Below are 18,963 nucleotides of genomic sequence, written 5' to 3'. Positions count from 1 at the left end.
CTCCTTTTTTTATAAAACAAGAATGTATTGATAATTATATACTTAAATCATAAAATATAAAATAGTGTTTTGCAGGAGGATTTATTAAATGGTAAAAGAGAATACAGTTATAAAAGACAGACTTGAGAAATTACGCGCTGCAATGGCAAAAAACGGTATTGATTACTATATTATGCCAACTTCAGACTATCACAATTCTGAGTATTCTGCAGATTTCTTCAAAGTAAGAGAGTATTTCTGCGGATTTGACGGATCTAACGGAACACTGGTAGTATCACAGAATTTTGCAGGAATGTGGACTGATGGAAGATATTTCATCCAGGCAGAGAATCAGATGAAGGGCACAGGAGTAGAACTCTTTAAGATGCTCAATCCAGGTGTTCCTACAATTGCAGAATTTCTTTTTGACAATATGAAAGACGGAGAGACATTAGGCTTTGATGGAAAAGTTATATCAACCAGTGTTGGTGAGAATTATGAGAAAAAGCTTTCCGGCAAAGCTGTAAAATACAAGATCGATAAAGATCTTGCTGAGGATGTCTGGACTGACAGACCTGCACTTCCTTGTCACGATATGTATGTACTGTCTGACGAGCTTTGTGGCAGATCATTTAAGGAGAAGCTTGCAAATGTCAGAAGCAAGATGAGAGAGTTCGGAGCAACTGCCCATCTGTTAAGTAAGCTTGATGATATCATGTGGCTTACAAACCTTCGTGGAAACGATGTTGAATGCAATCCTGTTGCGCTTGCTTATGCATATATTACTTTTGACAGATTTGTTCTCTTTGTTCAGGAAAAAGAGGTGACAGATGAAGTAAGAGCATACTGCGACAAAGTGGGTATCGAGCTCAAAGATTATCATGAGGTAATGAATTTTATCTCAGAAGTTAAACTTGATGGAAATGTTCTTTGCGATAAGAGAAACACTAATTTCCTTACATATAAGACACTTCTTGACAGGACAAAAGAGGCAGGAGTTCTTTTGAAGAATGAGAAAGACCCTACTGAGATCATGAAGGCTGTCAAAAATGAAACTGAGCTTAAAAACATCAGAGAAGTGTACTTAAAGGACAGCGTTGTTCTTACTAAGTTTATTTACTGGGTAAAAAAGAATGTAGGAAAGATTCCTATGACTGAGTATACTGCAGCTGAAAAGCTCGATGGTATGAGAGCTGCACTTCCGGGATTTATAGAGCTTTCTTTCCCTACTATCAGTGCTTACAAGGCTAATGCAGCAATGGCTCATTACGAAGCTACTAAAGATAACGCAGCAGAAGTTAAAGCTGATGGAATGCTCCTTGTTGACTCAGGTGCTACATACATGGGCGGAACAACTGATGTTACCAGAACAATTGTAGTTGGTAAGATCTCAGAGGAGATAAAGAAACACTACACAGCAACTGTAATGGGAATGCTAAATCTTGCATCTTCCAAGTTTATGGAGGGCTGCACAGGCAGAAACGTAGATACTTTTGCAAGAATGGCACTCTGGGAAATGGGCATTGACTACAACCACGGCACAGGTCATGGAATCGGATATATGCTTAATGTCCATGAGGGACCTCACAACATCAGATGGAGATTTAATGAGGGCATGCATGAGGCAGTTCTTCAGCCTGGAATGATCGTTTCTGACGAGCCTGGTGTTTACATTGAGGGAAGCCACGGTATTCGAATCGAGAATATTGTTGAGGTAGTTGAAAGAGAAACTAATGAGTATGGAAGATTCCTTGGATTTGACCATCTCACTTATGCCCCTATTGATTTTGAGGCGATTGACAAGAAATACATGCAGCCTAAGGATATCGAAAAGCTCAATAATTACCACAAGATGGTCTATGAAAAGGTCTCTCCCTTCATTGATGATGAAGATGTAAAGAGCTGGTTAAAAGAGGCTACAAGGGCAATTTAATAAGTTTAAGTTTTCATAAAAATACTGTTAAAAAACGCGTAGACCCTTGAAAAATAAGGCGTTTTGAATATAATAGAGTTAGAAGTACACAAGTACTTCTCCTGGGGTGTCCGACATCTCCTGTGTAATTTGAACCTACATTACTTTAAACGGGACTCCTACATCACCATTTTTTATGTCACGCCTTCGGCTCTGCGCATGCGCAGAACAAGCTTTGGGAGAGGAAGACAGCGATAATGGTTGCGGTAACCCACCTGGCGTTAGCTAGGAGTCAAATAACAGGAAACGGCATTTTGGGGTAAATTAGGAATCAAAGGCAGCCATGAAATATTGGCTGCTTTTTCCTTTTGTACTACAAAAAGGGAGAACAGTTATGAATGTAAAAGCTGCACTTATAGCAATGGGAGTGGACTTTGCTACAAAGATGCAAAAAAAGAATATTGCAGCGTTTGCAAGCAGCACGGCTTTTTTTCTGATACTTTCATTTATCCCCCTTCTTCTTTTGGTTACATCTTTACTGCCATATACCACAGCTACCAAAGAGGATCTGGTGCGTGCTATTATTCAGGCTACACCGTATTTTGCCCATGATATCATTGTAAGACTTGTGGATGAAGCCTATATGCAGTCTCCGGCCATATTGTCTTTTTCAGCTATCATAACTATCTGGGCGGGATCACTTGGAATGCTGGCACTCATCAGAGGTCTTAACTGTATCTATGACATCGATGAGCGAAGAAATTATTTTTATTTAAGACTCATCGCTTCGGTTTATACACTGGTAATGATCGTTATCATGCTTCTGATGCTGGTGCTTATGGTTTTTGGAAAACTGATAGAAGGTTTCTTTATAAACTTGTATTTACCGGTTTCATATGTTTTTACGTTTTTAGTCAATTTTAGGTTTATACTTGTTATAGGAATTGCGCTTTTTATGTTTGCGCTTATATATACTTATGTTCCAAGTGCGAAATTTAAATTTATATATCAGCTTCCGGGAGCAGTTTTCTCAGCAGTTGTCTGGTATGTCTTTTCATGGATATTCTCTGTGTATGTTGATATGACTGACAACTATTCTCTTTACGGAAGCCTTGCTACGCCTGTGATCATGATGTTTTGGCTGTATTCCTGTATGTATATTTTCTTTATCGGAGCTTTTATCAACAGATTTTTCCATCCTGCTGTTAAGCTTTTGTATCAGGATCATCATCAGAAGACAGTCAGGAAAAAAGTTAAAAAGAAGAGCACAAAGCAACTGAGAAAACCTAGAAAATATGATGAATTTGGATAATCATTTTCCTTTAAGGAGGTAGTTATGAAATTCAATGGTAAGTGGTTTAAGAAAAGGTGGGTTTCCTATTCGATTGCTACCTGTTCTGCAGTTTTATTTTATATGCTGCTGTCACATCTTCCTGAAATTCTTGGTCTGTTTGGGAATTTATATGGATTTATCAAACCGGTAGTCGTAGGAGCAGTAATAGCATATATCTTTGATCCTTTAGCCCGTACATTTAATGGTTCGATCTTTAAGAAGATCAAAAACGAGAAGACAAGGTGGAAACTTTCTGTTGCAACAACAATAGTTGTCATCATCGCTGCGGTGGTTCTTTTGTTTGTGGCGCTTATTCCTCAGGTTGCAGACAGCGTAAGCACTTTTGCTTCGAATTTGGGATCATACATTGCTTCATCACAGCAGTTACTGGAAGGTTTTGAAAGCCAGTCTGGCAATAAGATCTTTGGAATTGATGTAAGTGGAATTGCTGATCTGGGCGAAAGAGCTCTTGATAATATTAGTAAGTACTTTACAGACCAGGAAAATATGCAAAGTATTCTGAATGGATCTGTCAGTGCAGGTAAAGGCGTATTTGATTCAGTTATCGCATTTATCCTGGCTATTTATCTTATGCTTGATAAGCAGAGACTTATAAATGGAATATCAAGGGTAATGAATCTGATACTGAAGGAAAAGACCTATGTAAGTGCAGGAGATTTCCTTGCAAGATGTAATCAGATCCTTATCAGATACATAAGCTTTGACATTATTGATGGAGTTATAGTCGGAGTTGTTAACTTTATCTTCATGCTTATTACAGGAATGAACTATTCTGTGCTCATTTCTGTGATCGTTGGAGTTACCAATCTGGCTCCTACATTTGGACCTATTGTCGGCGCAATTATTGGCGGTTTTATCCTTGTTCTTGTTAAACCATGGCATGCTTTATGGTTTTTGATATTTACAATTGTGCTACAGACAGTTGACGGATATATCCTTAAGCCTAAGCTTTTTGGCGAGAGCCTTGGTGTATCACCTCTGATGATCCTGATCTCCATCATTTTAGGAGGCAGATTATTTGGTGTTGTAGGTATCCTTTTAGCTATTCCTTTTGCGGCTATCATAGACTTTGTCTGGAAGGATTACTGCCTTAAAAAGCTTGAGGAAAGAAAACTAAAGAGTTACAATAAGAATATAAAAGAAAAAGATGTATAGGAGGGGGACTATGACAGAATTTGTAGATGCTGCAATTGAATTTGCTAAGGACAAACTTGATCAGGCAATGGAAATATGGGACAGCTTTGATGAAGACAAAAAGAAACTCTTGATTGGATGTGCTGTTGCCGGCGTCTGTGTTATAGTCGTGGCTTCAGTATTCTATGGATTAGGTAAAGCAAGAGGTAAGAAACTTGCCCTTATGGAAGAGGATTTTTAAGAGAAACTTTTAAAACTTCCGTTTGCCAGGCATTCGAGAGATTCCTGGTAACGGAAGTTCTTTTTTTAGGAGGAAATGTGAAGAAGATCATTAAACCACTAACCATTACAATTTGTTCAATGCTTGCCTTTTTGCTTCTGATAATAGCTACGGTACTGGGATACCTTACTTTGGATGAGTATAATCCTGATGCAGTGGAAAAGCTCGAAGTTGAGAACTATGGCGGAAAGAATTTAAAGACAAATAAGTCTATAAGGATAATGACCTGGAATATTGGATATGGAGCCCTTGGAGACAATGCCGATTTCTTTATGGATGGCGGACAGATGGTAAATACTGCGACTCATGAAAGGGTCGTGTATAACCTTGATGGTATTGTCGACAGAATAGATGAGATAAATCCTGATATCTTAATGATTCAGGAGATGGATCGCAACTCTACAAGGTCTCATTTTGTTGATGAGTATGAGTATATAAAAAAGAAATCCGGAAGCTATGTTGCCAAGAATCAGAGCACTTTTGCTTATAATTTCAAGGTTTCTTTCGTTCCTTATCCGATTCCGCCTATTGGAAAAGTTGAGGCTGGGATTGCTACTTACAGCTCATTTATTATAGATGAATCTGAGAGAATCCAGCTTCCGTGTCCTTTTTCATGGCCTCTAAGAACAGGCAATCTTAAGAGATGCCTTCAGGTAATGAGGATGCCTATTGAGAATTCTGAGAAGGAACTTGTTCTTATAAATCTTCATTTGGAAGCCTATGACGATGGTGAAGGCAAGATTGCCCAGACCAATATGTTAAAAGAAATCATGAAAGAGGAGTTTAATAAAGGCAATTATGTAATAGCCGGTGGTGATTTTAATCAGATCTTTTCAAATATTGATACAAGCAGCTATCCGGTGCTTGAAGGTAATTGGGAAGCAGGAGTAATAGATGTTTCGGATTTTGGCGTCGATTTTCAGTTTTTGACAGATGTTTCCAATCCTACATGCAGATCTCTGGACAGAGTGTATGCTGATGCCCAGGATAAGTCACCAAACGCTTTTCAGTATTACGTGATAGATGGCTTCATAGTTTCAAGCAATGTTGAAGTTCAGAGCCTTAGAACACATAACACAGTATTCCAGTACTCGGATCACAACCCGGTTAGCATGGATGTGATTCTTCTGCCGGATGCTTAAGAATAGTCGATAATTTGATATAAATAGTGACAGTTAACGCTTTTTTGAATATAATAATAGTACATGATATTTCGTGAAAGGGGACTGGAGGAAATGGTACAGAAAAAGAAACGTAACGTTATTGTTGGACAGTCGGGAGGTCCTACAGCAGCTATCAACTCGTCACTAGCCGGAGTTTACAGAACTGCTAAGGATCGTGGATACAACAAGGTTTATGGAATGATCCACGGCGTCCAGGGACTTATGGAAGGCAGATATGTTGACCTTTCAGATCACATTCAGAGCGGACTTGATATTGAGCTTTTGAAGAGAACCCCATCTGCATATTTGGGATCATGCAGATTTAAACTCCCAGAAATCTTTGAGAACAAAGAGATCTATGAGAAGATATTTGATATCCTGACAAAACTCGAAATTGATTGCTTTATCTATATTGGCGGAAACGACTCTATGGATACGATTAAAAAGCTTTCAGATTATGCTATTATTTCCGGATCTGATATAAGGTTTGTTGGTTGCCCTAAGACAATTGATAATGACCTTGCACTTACAGATCATACACCGGGTTATGGCTCAGCAGCCAAGTATATCGGAACCTCTGTCAAAGAGATCATCAGAGACAGCTGGTCCCTTGAAACCAGTCATGGACAGGTTATTATCGTTGAAGTAATGGGAAGAAATGCCGGATGGCTTACAGGCGCAACAGCACTTGCAAGAGGTGAGGACTGTGATGGACCTGATGCGATCTATCTTCCTGAGATACCATTTGATATGGATGCATTCCTTAAGAAAATCAAATCCCTGTTAAAAAATAAAGCATCTATCGTTGTTGCTGTATCAGAAGGTATCAGAACAAAAGATGGTAAGTATGTAAGTGATATGGACAATAACATTGAATATGTTGATGCATTTGGACATAAACAGCTTACAGGAACTGCAAGATATCTTTGCAACGTAGTTGCCAGCGAGTGTGGCTGCAAGACTCGTGCCATCGAGCTTTCTACACTTCAGAGAGCCGCAAGCCACTGTGCATCAAGAGTTGATATTCTTGAAGCTTATGAAGTCGGTGGTGCAGCAATGAAGGCTGCAGACGAAGGTGATAGCGGAAAGATGGTTGTTATCGAGAGACTTTCTGATGATCCTTATCAGGCTGGAACAGAAGTTAAGGATGTTCATAAGATTGCCAATGATGAAAGAACAGTTCCTAGAGATTGGATCAATAAAGAGGGCACATATGTAACTAATGAGTTCATCACCTACGTAAGACCTCTTATTCAGGGTGATGTTGGACCGATCATGGTTGACGGTATACCAAGACATCTTTACAGACCTGGATTCCAGGATATTTTATGATTCGGCCATCTTTTAGGAGTAGCTATGGTTTCAGACAATGCAGGAATTGCGATAGTTGATGAGGAACTAAATATTATCGACGCTGATTTTGCTTTTTCTGATTATGTTTCAGACCCGGATCAAAAGAGTTTGTTATCTAACGTTTATCCGGATGACCAGCACTTATTGTATGAAATGGTAGAGCATCTCGCTAGTTCAACTGGCGAGACGCTCTGCTTTCGTGTTTTTGGGAAAAATAATAATCTGTTCTGGGTGATCGCTGATTGCCATAGAGCAGATAGCAATCCAAAGAATATTTCCATTTCATTAAAAGATGTTGAGACACTTAATGGTGGGGACAGTCGTTCCATCGACTATGGAACAGGTCTTTTAGACAAACAGGCTATAATTGATTATGCCAAATCCAGGATGTTCGAAGGAAGTGATGGCTTCTCACTATGTATCATGGACATTGATAACTTTAAGAAGATAAATGATACCATGGGTCATTCCTTTGGAGATAAGATCCTGCATGAGGTTGGAAAAATAGTCCTTGATGTTTTAAAAAATGACGGAAAAGCCGGAAGAATCGGCGGCGATGAGATCATGCTTGTCATAAATGGCAAGACTGATTCAAATGGACTTAGAAGTTACCTGAAATTAATCCGTGAACGCGTAGAGAAGATGAGACTTGATAAGGATGGCTATCCCCTTGTCACAGTATCAATAGGAACGGGCAATTATCCTAAAGATGTAGATTCCTATGACAAGCTTTTTAATCTTGCAGACAAAATGCTTTATAGAGCCAAGAACAGAGGAAAAAACAGATATGTGATGTATAATCCTGAAGTTCATGGTCCTATAATAGAAGGCGAGCTTGATACGATCGGCGGTATCGTGGGCTATGCCAAGCCGCAGGATAAGACTAAGCTGGTATTGGGATTTTTGGATGGATTCTTCGGGTTTAGCAATAAGACTATAGTAACTTCATTCATGCAGCTTATCGCTACCTATGAGATTGATGAAGGCTATATTTTTTTCAAAAATGTGAAAGAAAGTTACATTGGCTTTAAGCGTAGGACTGATACAGGCAATGAGGATGATCAAAAACTTGGAATGATCGAAGAACATGTAAGCGTCCTTGAATATGCAACTGACAGGGCATTTGATGAAAAATTCGATGACAATGGAGTGTTTGTTGTAGATACTCCGGAGAATCAGTTGAGATTAACACGAGCTTTGGAGTTCTTTAGGGACAATGGAATAAAGCATGCTTTCTTTTATAAGATGAATGAGAAATATCAAATGGGTTATATAGCACTGTATAATACGCGAAATAATTCGCGAAAAATGCCTCAATCCGACATAACTGACTTCACTTATCTGGGTAAAATGATCGAAATCGCCATAAATTCTAGGTAAAAAAGGATAAAAATCAGAAAAACATAGTATTTTTCTGCATTTTACTGTTGTTATGAGTACATATTAGTGGTAAAATGGGCTTTGTAATAAATAATTTCTTTTTGGAGGGAAAATTAAATGAACAAGACAGAACTTATCGATGCAATCGCTAAGGAAGCAGGACTTTCAAAGAAGGACGCTGCTGCAGCACTTAACGCATTCACAGACACAGTAACAAAGGAGCTTAAGAAGAAGGGTAAGGTTCAGCTTGTTGGTTTCGGTACATTCGAGACAACAAAGAGAGCTGCTAGAACAGGTAAGAATCCTCAGACTGGCGCAGCTATCAAGATTCCTGCATCTGTAGCACCTAAGTTCAAAGCTGGTAAGGCTCTTAAGGATCTTGTAAACAAGAAATAATTTTCTAACGAAGCTAAAGGCTATGCCATAATATGGCATAGCCTTTTTCAATGCAATTAAATTTCAATATTTGTTATTTTATGGTTTGTATGTAATTGAAAAAAAGTTTTTTTTTTAATAAAATTATATTGTGTCACACTTTTATAAAAACAAAACGAGGATGTGTTCATGACATTTGAAAGAAGTTTTGAAAATTATGTACAAATTCTATCTGAAGAGGATGTTACTCCCGAGATTTCTCCGGGGGCTCTTTCTGATGTTGCCAAGGAATTCGCTTTGCGATCAATCGTCGCAATAGTGTCTGATTCCAAGGATTCTGATAAGGCCGGTGAGCCTGACGTGGTAATTCCGCTATTTGGACCTGTGCCTGAAAAAGAAGCACCGGCATATCTTTTTAAGCATAAAATGGCTGGACGCAAAGAAGTTACATATAATGTTTTCCTTTATGGTGATAAGAGCTGGTCAGAGGAAGAATACAAGGCTTTTGCTGTTATCATCGATATATTGTCTTTCCATATGGAGCGTTTTCTTTTATCACAGGTGGTTGAAAAGAGCGCCCTTACCCAGTATCTTACAGGTCTTCCAAATTCAGGCGGATTTGTTCAGTACGCCACTAAACTCTGTGGCACCAGAGCTATATATGAATATGATTCATTCTATTTCAATTTAAAGAGCTATGGCCTTATCAGCAGGAGATATGGACTTGCTGAGGGCGATGAGATAATGAAGCGCTACGCGAAAAGACTCAGGGAATTTTGTGGCCCTGATGAAATTGTTGCTCATTTTGGTGGCGATAATTTTACTGCGCTCATAAAAAAAGAGAGGACAAAAGAGTTCCTTAAGTTTTTGTCTGCTGTACCTGTATATGGCGAAAAAAACGGCAAGAGGGATGAATTTACCATTGCAGCTGTTATAGGTGTATATTCCGTGGATGAGTCGTTAAAAGAGCCTGGACAGCTTATTTCAAGGGCTATAATGGCTTGTAACTATGCCAAGAATGTAGCAAATAAGCCTTATGTTTTTGTTAATAAGGCTATGAGTACCAGAATTTACAGACAAAAACAGATAGAAGACAGATACGAGGAAGCTCTTGCAAATGAAGAATTCAGAATATATCTTCAGCCCAAGGTAGATACTATCACAGGAGAAATAATTGGTGGTGAATCTCTTGCAAGATGGTTCTGCAACGGAGTTGTTCTTTATCCTACTGAGTTCGTTCCTATCCTTGAGCAGGAGGGAATGGTTGCATCTCTTGACTTGTATGTCCTTAAAAAGACATGTGAATTTATTAATGACTGGAAACAAAAGGGACTACTCCCTGTGCCTGTTTCAGTTAATTTCTCAAGGAAAGACTTAAGTTATAAGCACCTTGCAAAGGAAATAATAAGGATAATCGATGAAAGCGGAGTTGAGCGCAAGTTGATCCAGATAGAAGTTACAGAGACTTCAAGTGAGGATGAGAGAATACTCATGACAGCTTTCCTTGAAAGACTTAAAGAGTATGGAATCGCAACTTCAATAGATGATTTTGGAACAGGTTTTTCATCTCTTTCAACTCTTCGTGATTTCCCGGTATCAGAGATAAAAATCGACAGATCATTTATAAATAACGATAATCTTAACAAAAGCGACGAAATAGTGTTGAGAAATATTGTTATTATGGCAAAAGAACTTGGCGTTAGTGTTATTGCTGAAGGCGTTGAGAGAGAAGATCAGATTGAACTACTAAAACATGTTGGATGCCACGTGGTTCAAGGCTTTTTGTATGATAATCCAATGCCGAAATCAGACTTTGAAAAACGACTTGAAAAGAGATTTTATTCTTAATTTAATAGTTTATACTTTTTTTATTCTTTTCCTGTTCACAATTTGTACACAAAGTGCTATCATATATTCTGTTGTTGCTTTTGTTGAGGCTGCGGCGTACTTATGAGATAAAAGGGGAAAAGAAAAATGAAAAAAGAAGTTAGGGTTTCACTAGGGTGCAAGTCACAGATCGTTCAGTTTATCAATATGAACTCAAAATCTGCATGTGAAATCGATGTGCAGGATGGGCACAGCTACATCGATGGGAAGTCTATTGTTGGTTTATTATCACTCAATTTATTCAGACCACTTGATGTAACACTTATAGGCGACGACAAAAAGATCACTAACCTTATTAACGATTATGATGTACATCATTTACTTCTTGCTGAATAATACTTTTGGGATGTGCGGATAATTAACAAAAAGGGCCATGGTATTTCTACCATGGCCTTTATTATGCGATCATTTATTAGTCGATTCGTTTGCTTCCCCAGAAGAAGAGTGCAACTGTACCTGGGCCTGTGTGGCTTCCAATAGTTGTTCCAATGCTGAAGATCTTTACTCGTCCTTTTAACTTAGGGAACTTTTCTTCAACCATATCTGCAACAGCCTTTGCATCTTCGTAACAATCTGAGTTGGAGATATAGCATTCTCCATCATAGTCTGTACCGTTTTCTGCAAGCTCAACCATCTTCTGAACCTGAGCTTTCATGACAGCATTTTTACCACGAATCTTGGATCTTACGATCAGGTGTCCCTGATAATCTACATTCATAAGAGGGCAGATATTTAATACATTACCGATTGTTCCGGCAACCTTTGAAACACGTCCTCCTCTTACAAGGTATTTGAGGTCTGATACAAAGAACCAGTGCTGGCAGTTGAGCTTGTTCTCGATAACCCACTCATAAAGTGAATCAATTGACATGCCTTCATCTCTTAAATCTGCAAGCTTATCCATAAGAAGACCATATCCTGCTGAAGCAGCAAGTGAATCTACTACATAAAGCTTTCTTTCCGGATATTTTTCTTTTAACTGTTCCTTTGCAATAGTAGCTGAATTAATAGTACCGGATATTCCTGAGCTGAGTGTTAAATGAAGGACATCCTTTCCTTCTTTAAGAAACTTTTCAAAGTACTCGAGATATTCACCTACACTTACCTGAGATGTTTTTGTCATTGAACCATTTGCCATCATGGTATAGAACTCTTTGAATGGAATAGATTTTCCAAGATCATCCGGGAATTCTGTTCCGTCAATTTCGAAGTGGAAGCAGATATAGCTGATGTCTCTTTTGCTAAAATGCTCGTTAGTCAGATCTGCTGTAGAACAGCAGCTTAATATGTAATTGCTCATAAGCGTCCTTTCAAAATAAAAATAATCTACAAACATAATACATTATTAGCCTTGAGGTATCAAATATTTTTAGGCAAAAAAGCAAAAAAGCAGTTTCAATAGGCTATTCAACGCTGATGGCTGGAGATGAAAATAATGAAAAAATATAAAAATTTTTGAGAGAAAGTTTGAGCAGTGAATTATGTATCAGTATTCTAGGGAATTGTCTGAATAGTCAGAAAATAAATACAATTAATATCAAGTTGTTGACAAATTTATCATCAGATGGTATATTATATATACAATCACATTGTAGATAAAACCTATGTAGTCCAAGTGGCTTATGCTTCACGGAAGATGAATGAAGGTTTTCGGAGCGGCTGGCATTCACAGCGACGGTGGCTTAAGCTTCACATTAGCCAAGGAGTGTCAAGGAGTCGCTAAAGGATGTGATTAACATAGATTCGCAAAATATACAATTGCAGAAAGAAGAGGAATAGACCCTTGGAAATTTCACAGTAAGGGCGGGCGTTCATAAAAGTATGGATGCCCGCCTATTTCATTTCCCAGAGCAGAGCATTTAATATAGTAATAGAAGTTACATAGTGTTATAATGGTCAAATATTCGGTTAGGAGAGAATATTATGGCTAAGTATATTTTGTTTGTATTTAATAGTATTCTGCTGGGGTTTGGACTGGCGATGGATGCTTTTTCGGTTTCCCTTGCAAATGGTTTTATAGAACCTAAAATGAAAAAAGGCAGAATGGGTTATATGGCTGGAATCTATGCGGGATTTCAGTTTCTTATGCCTGTAATAGGATGGTTTTTGGTACATAATGCGGCATATCTTTTCAGCGGATTTCAGATGTTCATTCCGTGGATAGCGCTTATTCTTTTAGCTTATATTGGTGGAAAAATGCTTCTTGAGGGTATTAAGGAAAAGAAGTGTGACAGGGACGGAAAGTGTGATGGCTGCACCAATAAAGAATGTCCTAAATTCGGAAATGTTGCAGGAGAGACTTCTCTTTCTTTAAAACTTTTGTTGGTTCAGGGCGTTGCAACATCCATTGATGCTCTATCTGTTGGATTTACGATTGCGAATTATAATGCTTTGATGGCTATCGGAAGTGCTACAATAATTGCTGTTGTGACTTATGTTGTATGTTATATCGGAATAGGACTTGGCAAGACATTTGGAACAAAGCTTGCTTCAAATGCCAAGATATTAGGCGGAGTTATTTTGATAGTTATTGGTCTTGAGATTTTTATAAAGAGCTTTTTGGGTTGATTTTTTATTACGAAATTTATGTCATTTGCTTGACTTTTATAATATCGAAACATAGAATAATTAAGAGTATTTTTAATTTAATAATTTAAATGCAATGATGGTGTCAGATTTTTATCTGAAGATGTCATATTATCCTTTGAGAGAGCTAGGGTCGCTGGCTGAGAGCCCTGCAGGCTATGGTATGTACGGAAGTTTCGCACCGGAGCAGTTTTGGTGAAGGCTTTTTGCTTGTAGTCAGGATCGTAAGTCTACGTTACAGATAAAACCATTATGGTTGAGAGCCTGTTTTGACAGGAACATGGGTGGTACCGCGGTGATTGATCGTCCCTTGTATAGCTTTGCAGCTATACAAGGGACTTTTTTTGTTGAACTCTTAAGAAAGTCACATCTTTAATAACAGGAGGAAGAAATTTTGGAAAACAGCGTATTACGTCAGCAAATTGAAGCAATTCGTGAAGAAATCAAAGAAAATTCAAAGTTGCTTGAAAGCTCAAAGCATGTTTATGAACAGAGAAAGGTCTTTTTGGATAACAAAAACGGCAAGATCTCAGCACTGATGAAAGAGATGAAAAACATTGCTGCAGAGGATCGTGCTGAATATGGTAAGAATGTAAATGAACTTAAGCAGTGGGCTCTTGAACAGTTTGATGAACTTGACAAGAAGATGAAAGAAAAAGAGCTTAAGGCAAGATATGAAAGAGAAAAACAGGACGTTACAATGCCTGCCAAAATGCGTTATCAGGGCAATCTTCATCCTGTAACACAGATGAGAGAGACTCTTATCGATATCTTTGAAGGAATGGGTTTTGAAATATATGAAGGCACTGAGATTGAGAATGACTACTACAATTTCACTGCACTTAATACTCCTGCAGATCACCCTGCAAGAGATATGCAGGATACATTCTATCTCAGCCCTGAGTTCCTTTTAAGAACTCAGACTTCATCAGGTCAGATCCATGTAATGGAAAACAAGAAACCACCGATCAAGATTCTTTCACCTGGTAAGGTTTTCCGTTCAGATGATGATGCAACTCATTCACCTATGTTCTCACAGATGGAAGGACTCGTAGTTGATAAGAATGTTACACTTTGTGACCTTAAGGGAGCTTTGGAGACCTTTGCACAGAAAATCTTCGGCGAGGGAACAACAACAAGACTTCGTCCTTCATACTTCCCATTCACAGAGCCTTCTGTAGAGGTTGACTGCAGCTGCTTTGCATGTGGCGGCAAGGGATGTAATCTCTGCAAGGGTACAGGCTGGATCGAGGTTCTTGGTGCCGGTGTTGTTAACAAGAAGGTTTTAGAGAACTGTGGAATTGATTCAGAAGAGTACAGCGGATTTGCATTTGGTATCGGTATCGAGCGTGCAACAATGCTCAAATACGGCATTAACAACATCAAGCTCTTATATGAGTCAGACCTTGATGTCCTTAAGCAGATCGATCACTACGAATAATTCAGGAGGAGAATGAAATGTTAGTACCTTTAAGTTGGCTTAAAGATTTTGTTGATATAGATTTAGAACCAAAGGAACTTGAGAAAAAGCTCTTTGACTGCGGCTTCGAAGTAGAAGAGTGCTGGGAAGTAGGAAAAGACATATCAAATGTCGTAGTTGGACAGGTAGAGAAATGTGAACCTATTCCGGATACTCATCTTCATGTTTGCCAGGTAAATGCAGGAGAACACGGAACATTCCAGGTATGCTGCGGTGCAGACAACGTTCAGGCAGGAGGAAAATATCCACTTGCTCTTGTTGGCGCAACAGTAATTGAAACAGAGAGAGACCATGTAACAGTTATCGGTGTTGCTACTATCAAAAAGGGTAAGCTTCGTGGTGTAGATTCAGAGGGTATGCTCTGCTCAGGTGTTGAGCTTGGTGTAACAGAAGATATGTACCCAGGAGCAGGCTACAACGGACTTTTGGTATTCCCTGAGGATACAGAGGTAGGTGCTGATGTTAAGCCTATACTTGGTCTTGATGACTGGATCTTTGATGTTTCAATCACTGCAAACAGACCTGACTGCCAGAGTATTTACGGCCTTGCAAGAGAGGTTGCAGCTGCACTTGATAAGCCATTAAAAGAGATTGATCTTAGCTACACAGAAACAGATGTTGAGAACGAAGGATTTAGTGTAACTGTAGAAGATCCTGATCTTTGCCCAAGATATATTGGTCATTATGTATATGATGTAAAGCTTGGTGAGAGCCCTCTTTGGATGAAGAGAAGACTTGCCATGGTTGGTAATAACTCGATCAATAATATCGTTGATATCACTAACTATATTATGAGAGAGCTTGGACAGCCAATGCACGCTTTTGACGGCAATTTCCTTGAAGGTAACAAGATTGTTGTAAGGCGTGCCAAGGCAGGAGAAAAGATAGTTACTCTTGATGAAAATGAGTTTGAGCTTACAACAGACAACCTTGTTATCTGTGATGGAGCAAAGCCTGTAGCTCTTGCAGGTATCATGGGCGGCCTCAATTCAGAGATCCGTGATACAACAACTACTGTTACATTTGAAGCTGCTAAGTTCATGCGTGACAACATCCGTAAGAGCTCAAGAGCTCTTGGTCAGTCATCTGATTCATCAGCTGCTTTCGCAAAGGGCGTTTACGAATATACAACTGTTATAGCTATGAAGAGAGCTCTTCATCTTGTTGAACAGCTTGGAGCAGGTAAGGTTTCCAAGACTCATGTGGATATAAATACAGGAAACAGCCTCGATAAGAAGGAAATGAAGGCATCCATAAAGAAGGTTAACGGAGTACTTGGTATCGAAGTTCCTACTGATGAGATCAAGAGAATTCTTACAAATCTTAATTTTGAGCCTGAAATAAATGGTGATGAACTTACAATCAAGATTCCTGCATATCGTGAGGATATGGAAGATTATCCTGACATTGCAGAAGAACTTATCCGCATGTACGGATATGAGCATGTTGAGCCTACATTCCTTAAGGATTGCAGCGTTACTGTTGGTGGCAGAAACCTTAAGCAGAAGACTGAGCTCAGGATAAAGAGAGCTCTTTGCGCGCAAGGAGCATATGAGTGCATGCACTACTCATTCTTCTCACCAAGTGACCTTGACCTTTTAGGATTTGCTGAGGATGCACAGGAGAGAAAGGCTATCAGGATCCTTAATCCTATAAATGAAGATCTTTCACTTATGAGAACAACACTTGCAGCACAGATGATCCGTGCTATTGCAAGAAACCAGAAGAAAGGTACTCTCGAGGGAAGATTATTTGAGCTTGGTAACAGATTTATTCCAAAGGCCCTTCCACTTACAGAATATCCTGATGAGAAAGCTACTCTTTGCATCGGTATTTTTGGCGAGGGCGAGGACATATATACATTAAAGGGACTTGCTGAGAATGTAGCAGATGCTCTTCATATAAACTTTAAATATGAGCCTGCAACCAAAACTTTCTTACATCCTTACAGAACTGCAAAGATCGTATGTGAGGGAGAAGAGGTCGGATATCTTGGACAGATCACTTATGAGATCCAGGATGAGACTGATATGAGAATACCGGCTTATATCTGCGAGATAGATCTTTCAGCACTTGATAAGTGGTATGGCAAGACTCCTACATTTACACCACTTTCAAAGTTCGCAGCTGTTAAGCGTGATCTTGCGCTTATTATGGATAAGACCGTTACTTGTGGAGAAGTTGAGGATGCAATCTATGGATCCTGCAAGTATGTAACTGATGTACATCTCTTTGATGTATACGAGGGACTTCCTATTCCTCCTACAAAGAAGAGTATGGCTTTCACAATTACATTCACTCCTAAGGACGAGGAGCTTACTGATGAAGCTATAAACGGATATGTAGATAAGATGCTCAGAAAACTTTCATTTACAATGGGAATTGAAATTCGTTCTTGATTTGCCTGATGGCACAGTAGGTGTTAAAATAGTCATTGCTTTAGTTAGCAATGGCTATTTTTTTCTCGAAAGGAGCTTAAATATGAATAGAAAAAATGTTTGGGCAAACTACAATGCTACTCAGCTCAAAGCTGTAGATAAGTTTGCTGAGGATTACAAGAAATTCCTTGATAATTCAAAAACCGAGCGTGAAGCAATTGATACAATTGTTAACGAGATTGAGGAAGCAGGATACAGAGAACTCAATACTTTGATCGGCACAAAGACAAAGCTTAAAAAGGGAGATAAGGTATATAGCGTATGGATGAACAAGTCAATCGCTATCTTCCAGATCGGTTCAGACCCTATCGAGGCCGGTCTTAATATCCTTGGTGCTCACATCGATTCTCCAAGACTTGATGTTAAGCAGAATCCTCTTTATGAAGACAACGGATTTGCTTACCTTGATACACATTACTATGGCGGAATCAAGAAATATCAGTATGTTGCTATGCCACTTGCTATTCACGGCGTAGTTGTTAAGAAGGATGGCACAACAGTACAGCTCAATGTTGGTGAGGATGAGGACGATCCAGTATTCTTCGTTTCTGATCTTCTTATACATCTTGCTGCAGATCAGATGAGCAAGAAGGCTTCAAATGTAATTGAAGGTGAAGCTCTTGACCTTATTGTTGGTCACAGACCATTCGTTGTAGAGAGCAAGGAAAAAGAGAAGGCTGAAAAGGCTGACAGTAAGCTTTCCGCAGGCGAGAAGTACGCAATTGCTGCTGAGAAAGAAGAAAAGGCAGAGAGCGGAAAGCTTTCAGGAGCAGTTCGCCGCGGAGTAGTAGCTCTTTTAAATGATCTTTACGGAATCGAAGAAGAAGACTTCATTTCAGCAGAACTTGAGATCGTACCTGCAGGTAAGGCTAGAGATGCCGGATTTGACAGATCAATGATCCTTGGCTATGGTCATGACGACAGAGTATGCGCATATCCTTCAATGCGCGCTATTCTTGAAGCAAAGAACTTAAAGAGAACAGCTTGCTGTATCCTCGTTGATAAAGAAGAGATCGGAAGCGTTGGAGCAACAGGTATGCGCAGCCACTTCTTTGAGAATGCTGTTGCAGAGCTCATGAACCTTACAAAGGAAGGCTACAATGACCTTTCACTTAGAAGATGTCTTGCAAACTCATGCATGCTTTCTTCAGACGTAAGCGCCGGCTTTGATCCTACATATGCATCAAGCTTTGAGAAGAAGAACGCTGCATTCCTTGGAGAAGGACTTGTATTCAATAAGTTTACAGGTTCAAGAGGAAAATCAGGCTCTAACGATGCAAATGCAGAATTTATCGCCGAGATCAGAAGAGCATTTGAAAAGGATGGCATCATCTATCAGACAGCAGAACTTGGTAAAGTAGATGTTGGTGGTGGCGGAACTATCGCTTATATCCTTGCTCTTTACGGAATGAACGTTATCGATTCAGGCGTAGCAGTACTTAACATGCATGCACCATGGGAAGCAATCGATAAGGCTGACCTTTACGAAGCAAAGAGAGGCTATGTATCATTCCTTCAGAATATCGATTTTAGAAACGAATAAATAAGAAAACAGAGGGAAGACAGAGGGACGGTTCTTTTGACTTATTGTAAGCAATAAGTCAAAAGAACCGTCCCTCTGTCTTCCCTCTGTCTCACTCTA

15 protein-coding genes and 1 other RNA gene are annotated in these 18,963 nt (G+C 39.1%); 15 read left to right on the top strand and 1 reads right to left on the bottom strand.

The annotated features are described in order from the left end of the window. Positions 1-88: 88 nt before the first annotated feature. The 11 genes from E7303_RS03130 (at position 89) to E7303_RS03080 (ending at position 11,153) form a co-directional block, all read left to right on the top strand. On the top strand, positions 89-1,912 hold the full coding sequence (locus E7303_RS03130) for an aminopeptidase P family protein (protein ID WP_292143792.1): 1,824 nt from the start codon (positions 89-91) through the stop codon (positions 1,910-1,912). A gap of 95 nt (positions 1,913-2,007) precedes the next feature. Beyond that, positions 2,008-2,216, top strand: a non-coding RNA gene (gene ssrS, locus E7303_RS03125) — 6S RNA. Between the two features lie 69 nt (positions 2,217-2,285). After that, positions 2,286-3,203, top strand: coding sequence for a YihY/virulence factor BrkB family protein (locus E7303_RS03120; RefSeq protein WP_292143791.1), 918 nt, complete (start codon positions 2,286-2,288; stop codon positions 3,201-3,203). A 24-nt stretch (positions 3,204-3,227) separates the two neighbouring features. Continuing rightward, a complete protein-coding gene (locus tag E7303_RS03115) occupies positions 3,228-4,400 on the top strand; it encodes an AI-2E family transporter (RefSeq protein WP_292143790.1) in 1,173 nt (390 codons plus the stop codon). Between the two features lie 10 nt (positions 4,401-4,410). Further along, positions 4,411-4,620 carry a hypothetical protein gene (locus E7303_RS03110; protein WP_103868965.1) on the top strand — a complete coding sequence of 70 codons (210 nt, stop codon included), beginning with the start codon at positions 4,411-4,413 and terminating at the stop codon, positions 4,618-4,620. A gap of 77 nt (positions 4,621-4,697) precedes the next feature. Next, on the top strand, positions 4,698-5,801 hold the full coding sequence (locus E7303_RS03105) for an endonuclease/exonuclease/phosphatase family protein (protein ID WP_292143789.1): 1,104 nt from the start codon (positions 4,698-4,700) through the stop codon (positions 5,799-5,801). 93 nt (positions 5,802-5,894) lie between these two features. Further along, positions 5,895-7,154 carry a 6-phosphofructokinase gene (locus tag E7303_RS03100; protein ID WP_292143788.1) on the top strand — a complete coding sequence of 420 codons (1,260 nt, stop codon included), beginning with the start codon at positions 5,895-5,897 and terminating at the stop codon, positions 7,152-7,154. Positions 7,155-7,178: 24 nt separating this feature from the next. Beyond that, a complete protein-coding gene (locus E7303_RS03095) occupies positions 7,179-8,555 on the top strand; it encodes a GGDEF domain-containing protein (protein ID WP_292143787.1) in 1,377 nt (458 codons plus the stop codon). A gap of 117 nt (positions 8,556-8,672) precedes the next feature. Then, positions 8,673-8,951 carry an HU family DNA-binding protein gene (locus E7303_RS03090; protein ID WP_013280467.1) on the top strand — a complete coding sequence of 93 codons (279 nt, stop codon included), beginning with the start codon at positions 8,673-8,675 and terminating at the stop codon, positions 8,949-8,951. A gap of 168 nt (positions 8,952-9,119) precedes the next feature. Continuing rightward, complete coding sequence (locus E7303_RS03085) at positions 9,120-10,778, top strand: GGDEF domain-containing phosphodiesterase (protein ID WP_292143786.1); 1,659 nt, start codon at positions 9,120-9,122, stop codon at positions 10,776-10,778. A gap of 126 nt (positions 10,779-10,904) precedes the next feature. Continuing rightward, the gene (locus E7303_RS03080) at positions 10,905-11,153 is read left to right on the top strand and encodes an HPr kinase (protein ID WP_022775297.1); all 249 of its coding nucleotides are present in this window, start codon (positions 10,905-10,907) and stop codon (positions 11,151-11,153) included. A gap of 76 nt (positions 11,154-11,229) precedes the next feature. Here the strand turns inward: E7303_RS03080 and E7303_RS03075 are convergent, their stop codons facing one another. Further along, on the bottom strand, positions 11,230-12,117 hold the full coding sequence (locus E7303_RS03075) for a DegV family protein (protein WP_292143785.1): 888 nt from the start codon (positions 12,115-12,117) through the stop codon (positions 11,230-11,232). Between the two features lie 623 nt (positions 12,118-12,740). On the opposite strand from E7303_RS03075, the gene E7303_RS03070 reads away from it, so the two are divergent. From E7303_RS03070 to E7303_RS03055, 4 genes are all read left to right on the top strand, one after another. Further along, entirely contained in the window at positions 12,741-13,385 is a 645-nt protein-coding gene (locus tag E7303_RS03070) for a manganese efflux pump MntP (protein WP_292143784.1), read from the top strand. Between the two features lie 412 nt (positions 13,386-13,797). After that, the gene (gene pheS / locus E7303_RS03065; RefSeq protein WP_330601611.1) at positions 13,798-14,844 is read left to right on the top strand and encodes a phenylalanine--tRNA ligase subunit alpha; all 1,047 of its coding nucleotides are present in this window, start codon (positions 13,798-13,800) and stop codon (positions 14,842-14,844) included. Between the two features lie 17 nt (positions 14,845-14,861). Next, complete coding sequence (pheT, locus tag E7303_RS03060) at positions 14,862-17,282, top strand: phenylalanine--tRNA ligase subunit beta (protein WP_292143783.1); 2,421 nt, start codon at positions 14,862-14,864, stop codon at positions 17,280-17,282. A gap of 82 nt (positions 17,283-17,364) precedes the next feature. Continuing rightward, positions 17,365-18,864: an aminopeptidase gene (locus E7303_RS03055; RefSeq protein WP_074883996.1), complete on the top strand. Its 1,500-nt coding sequence runs from the start codon at positions 17,365-17,367 to the stop codon at positions 18,862-18,864. The last annotated feature ends 99 nt before the right edge of the window (positions 18,865-18,963 follow it).

It is taken from the genome of Butyrivibrio sp. (assembly GCF_015056685.1).
Classification (GTDB): Bacteria; Bacillota; Clostridia; order Lachnospirales; family Lachnospiraceae; genus Butyrivibrio.
The sequence above is the reverse complement of the archived record's forward strand: the minus strand, read 5'-3'. Positions and strand labels throughout refer to the sequence as shown.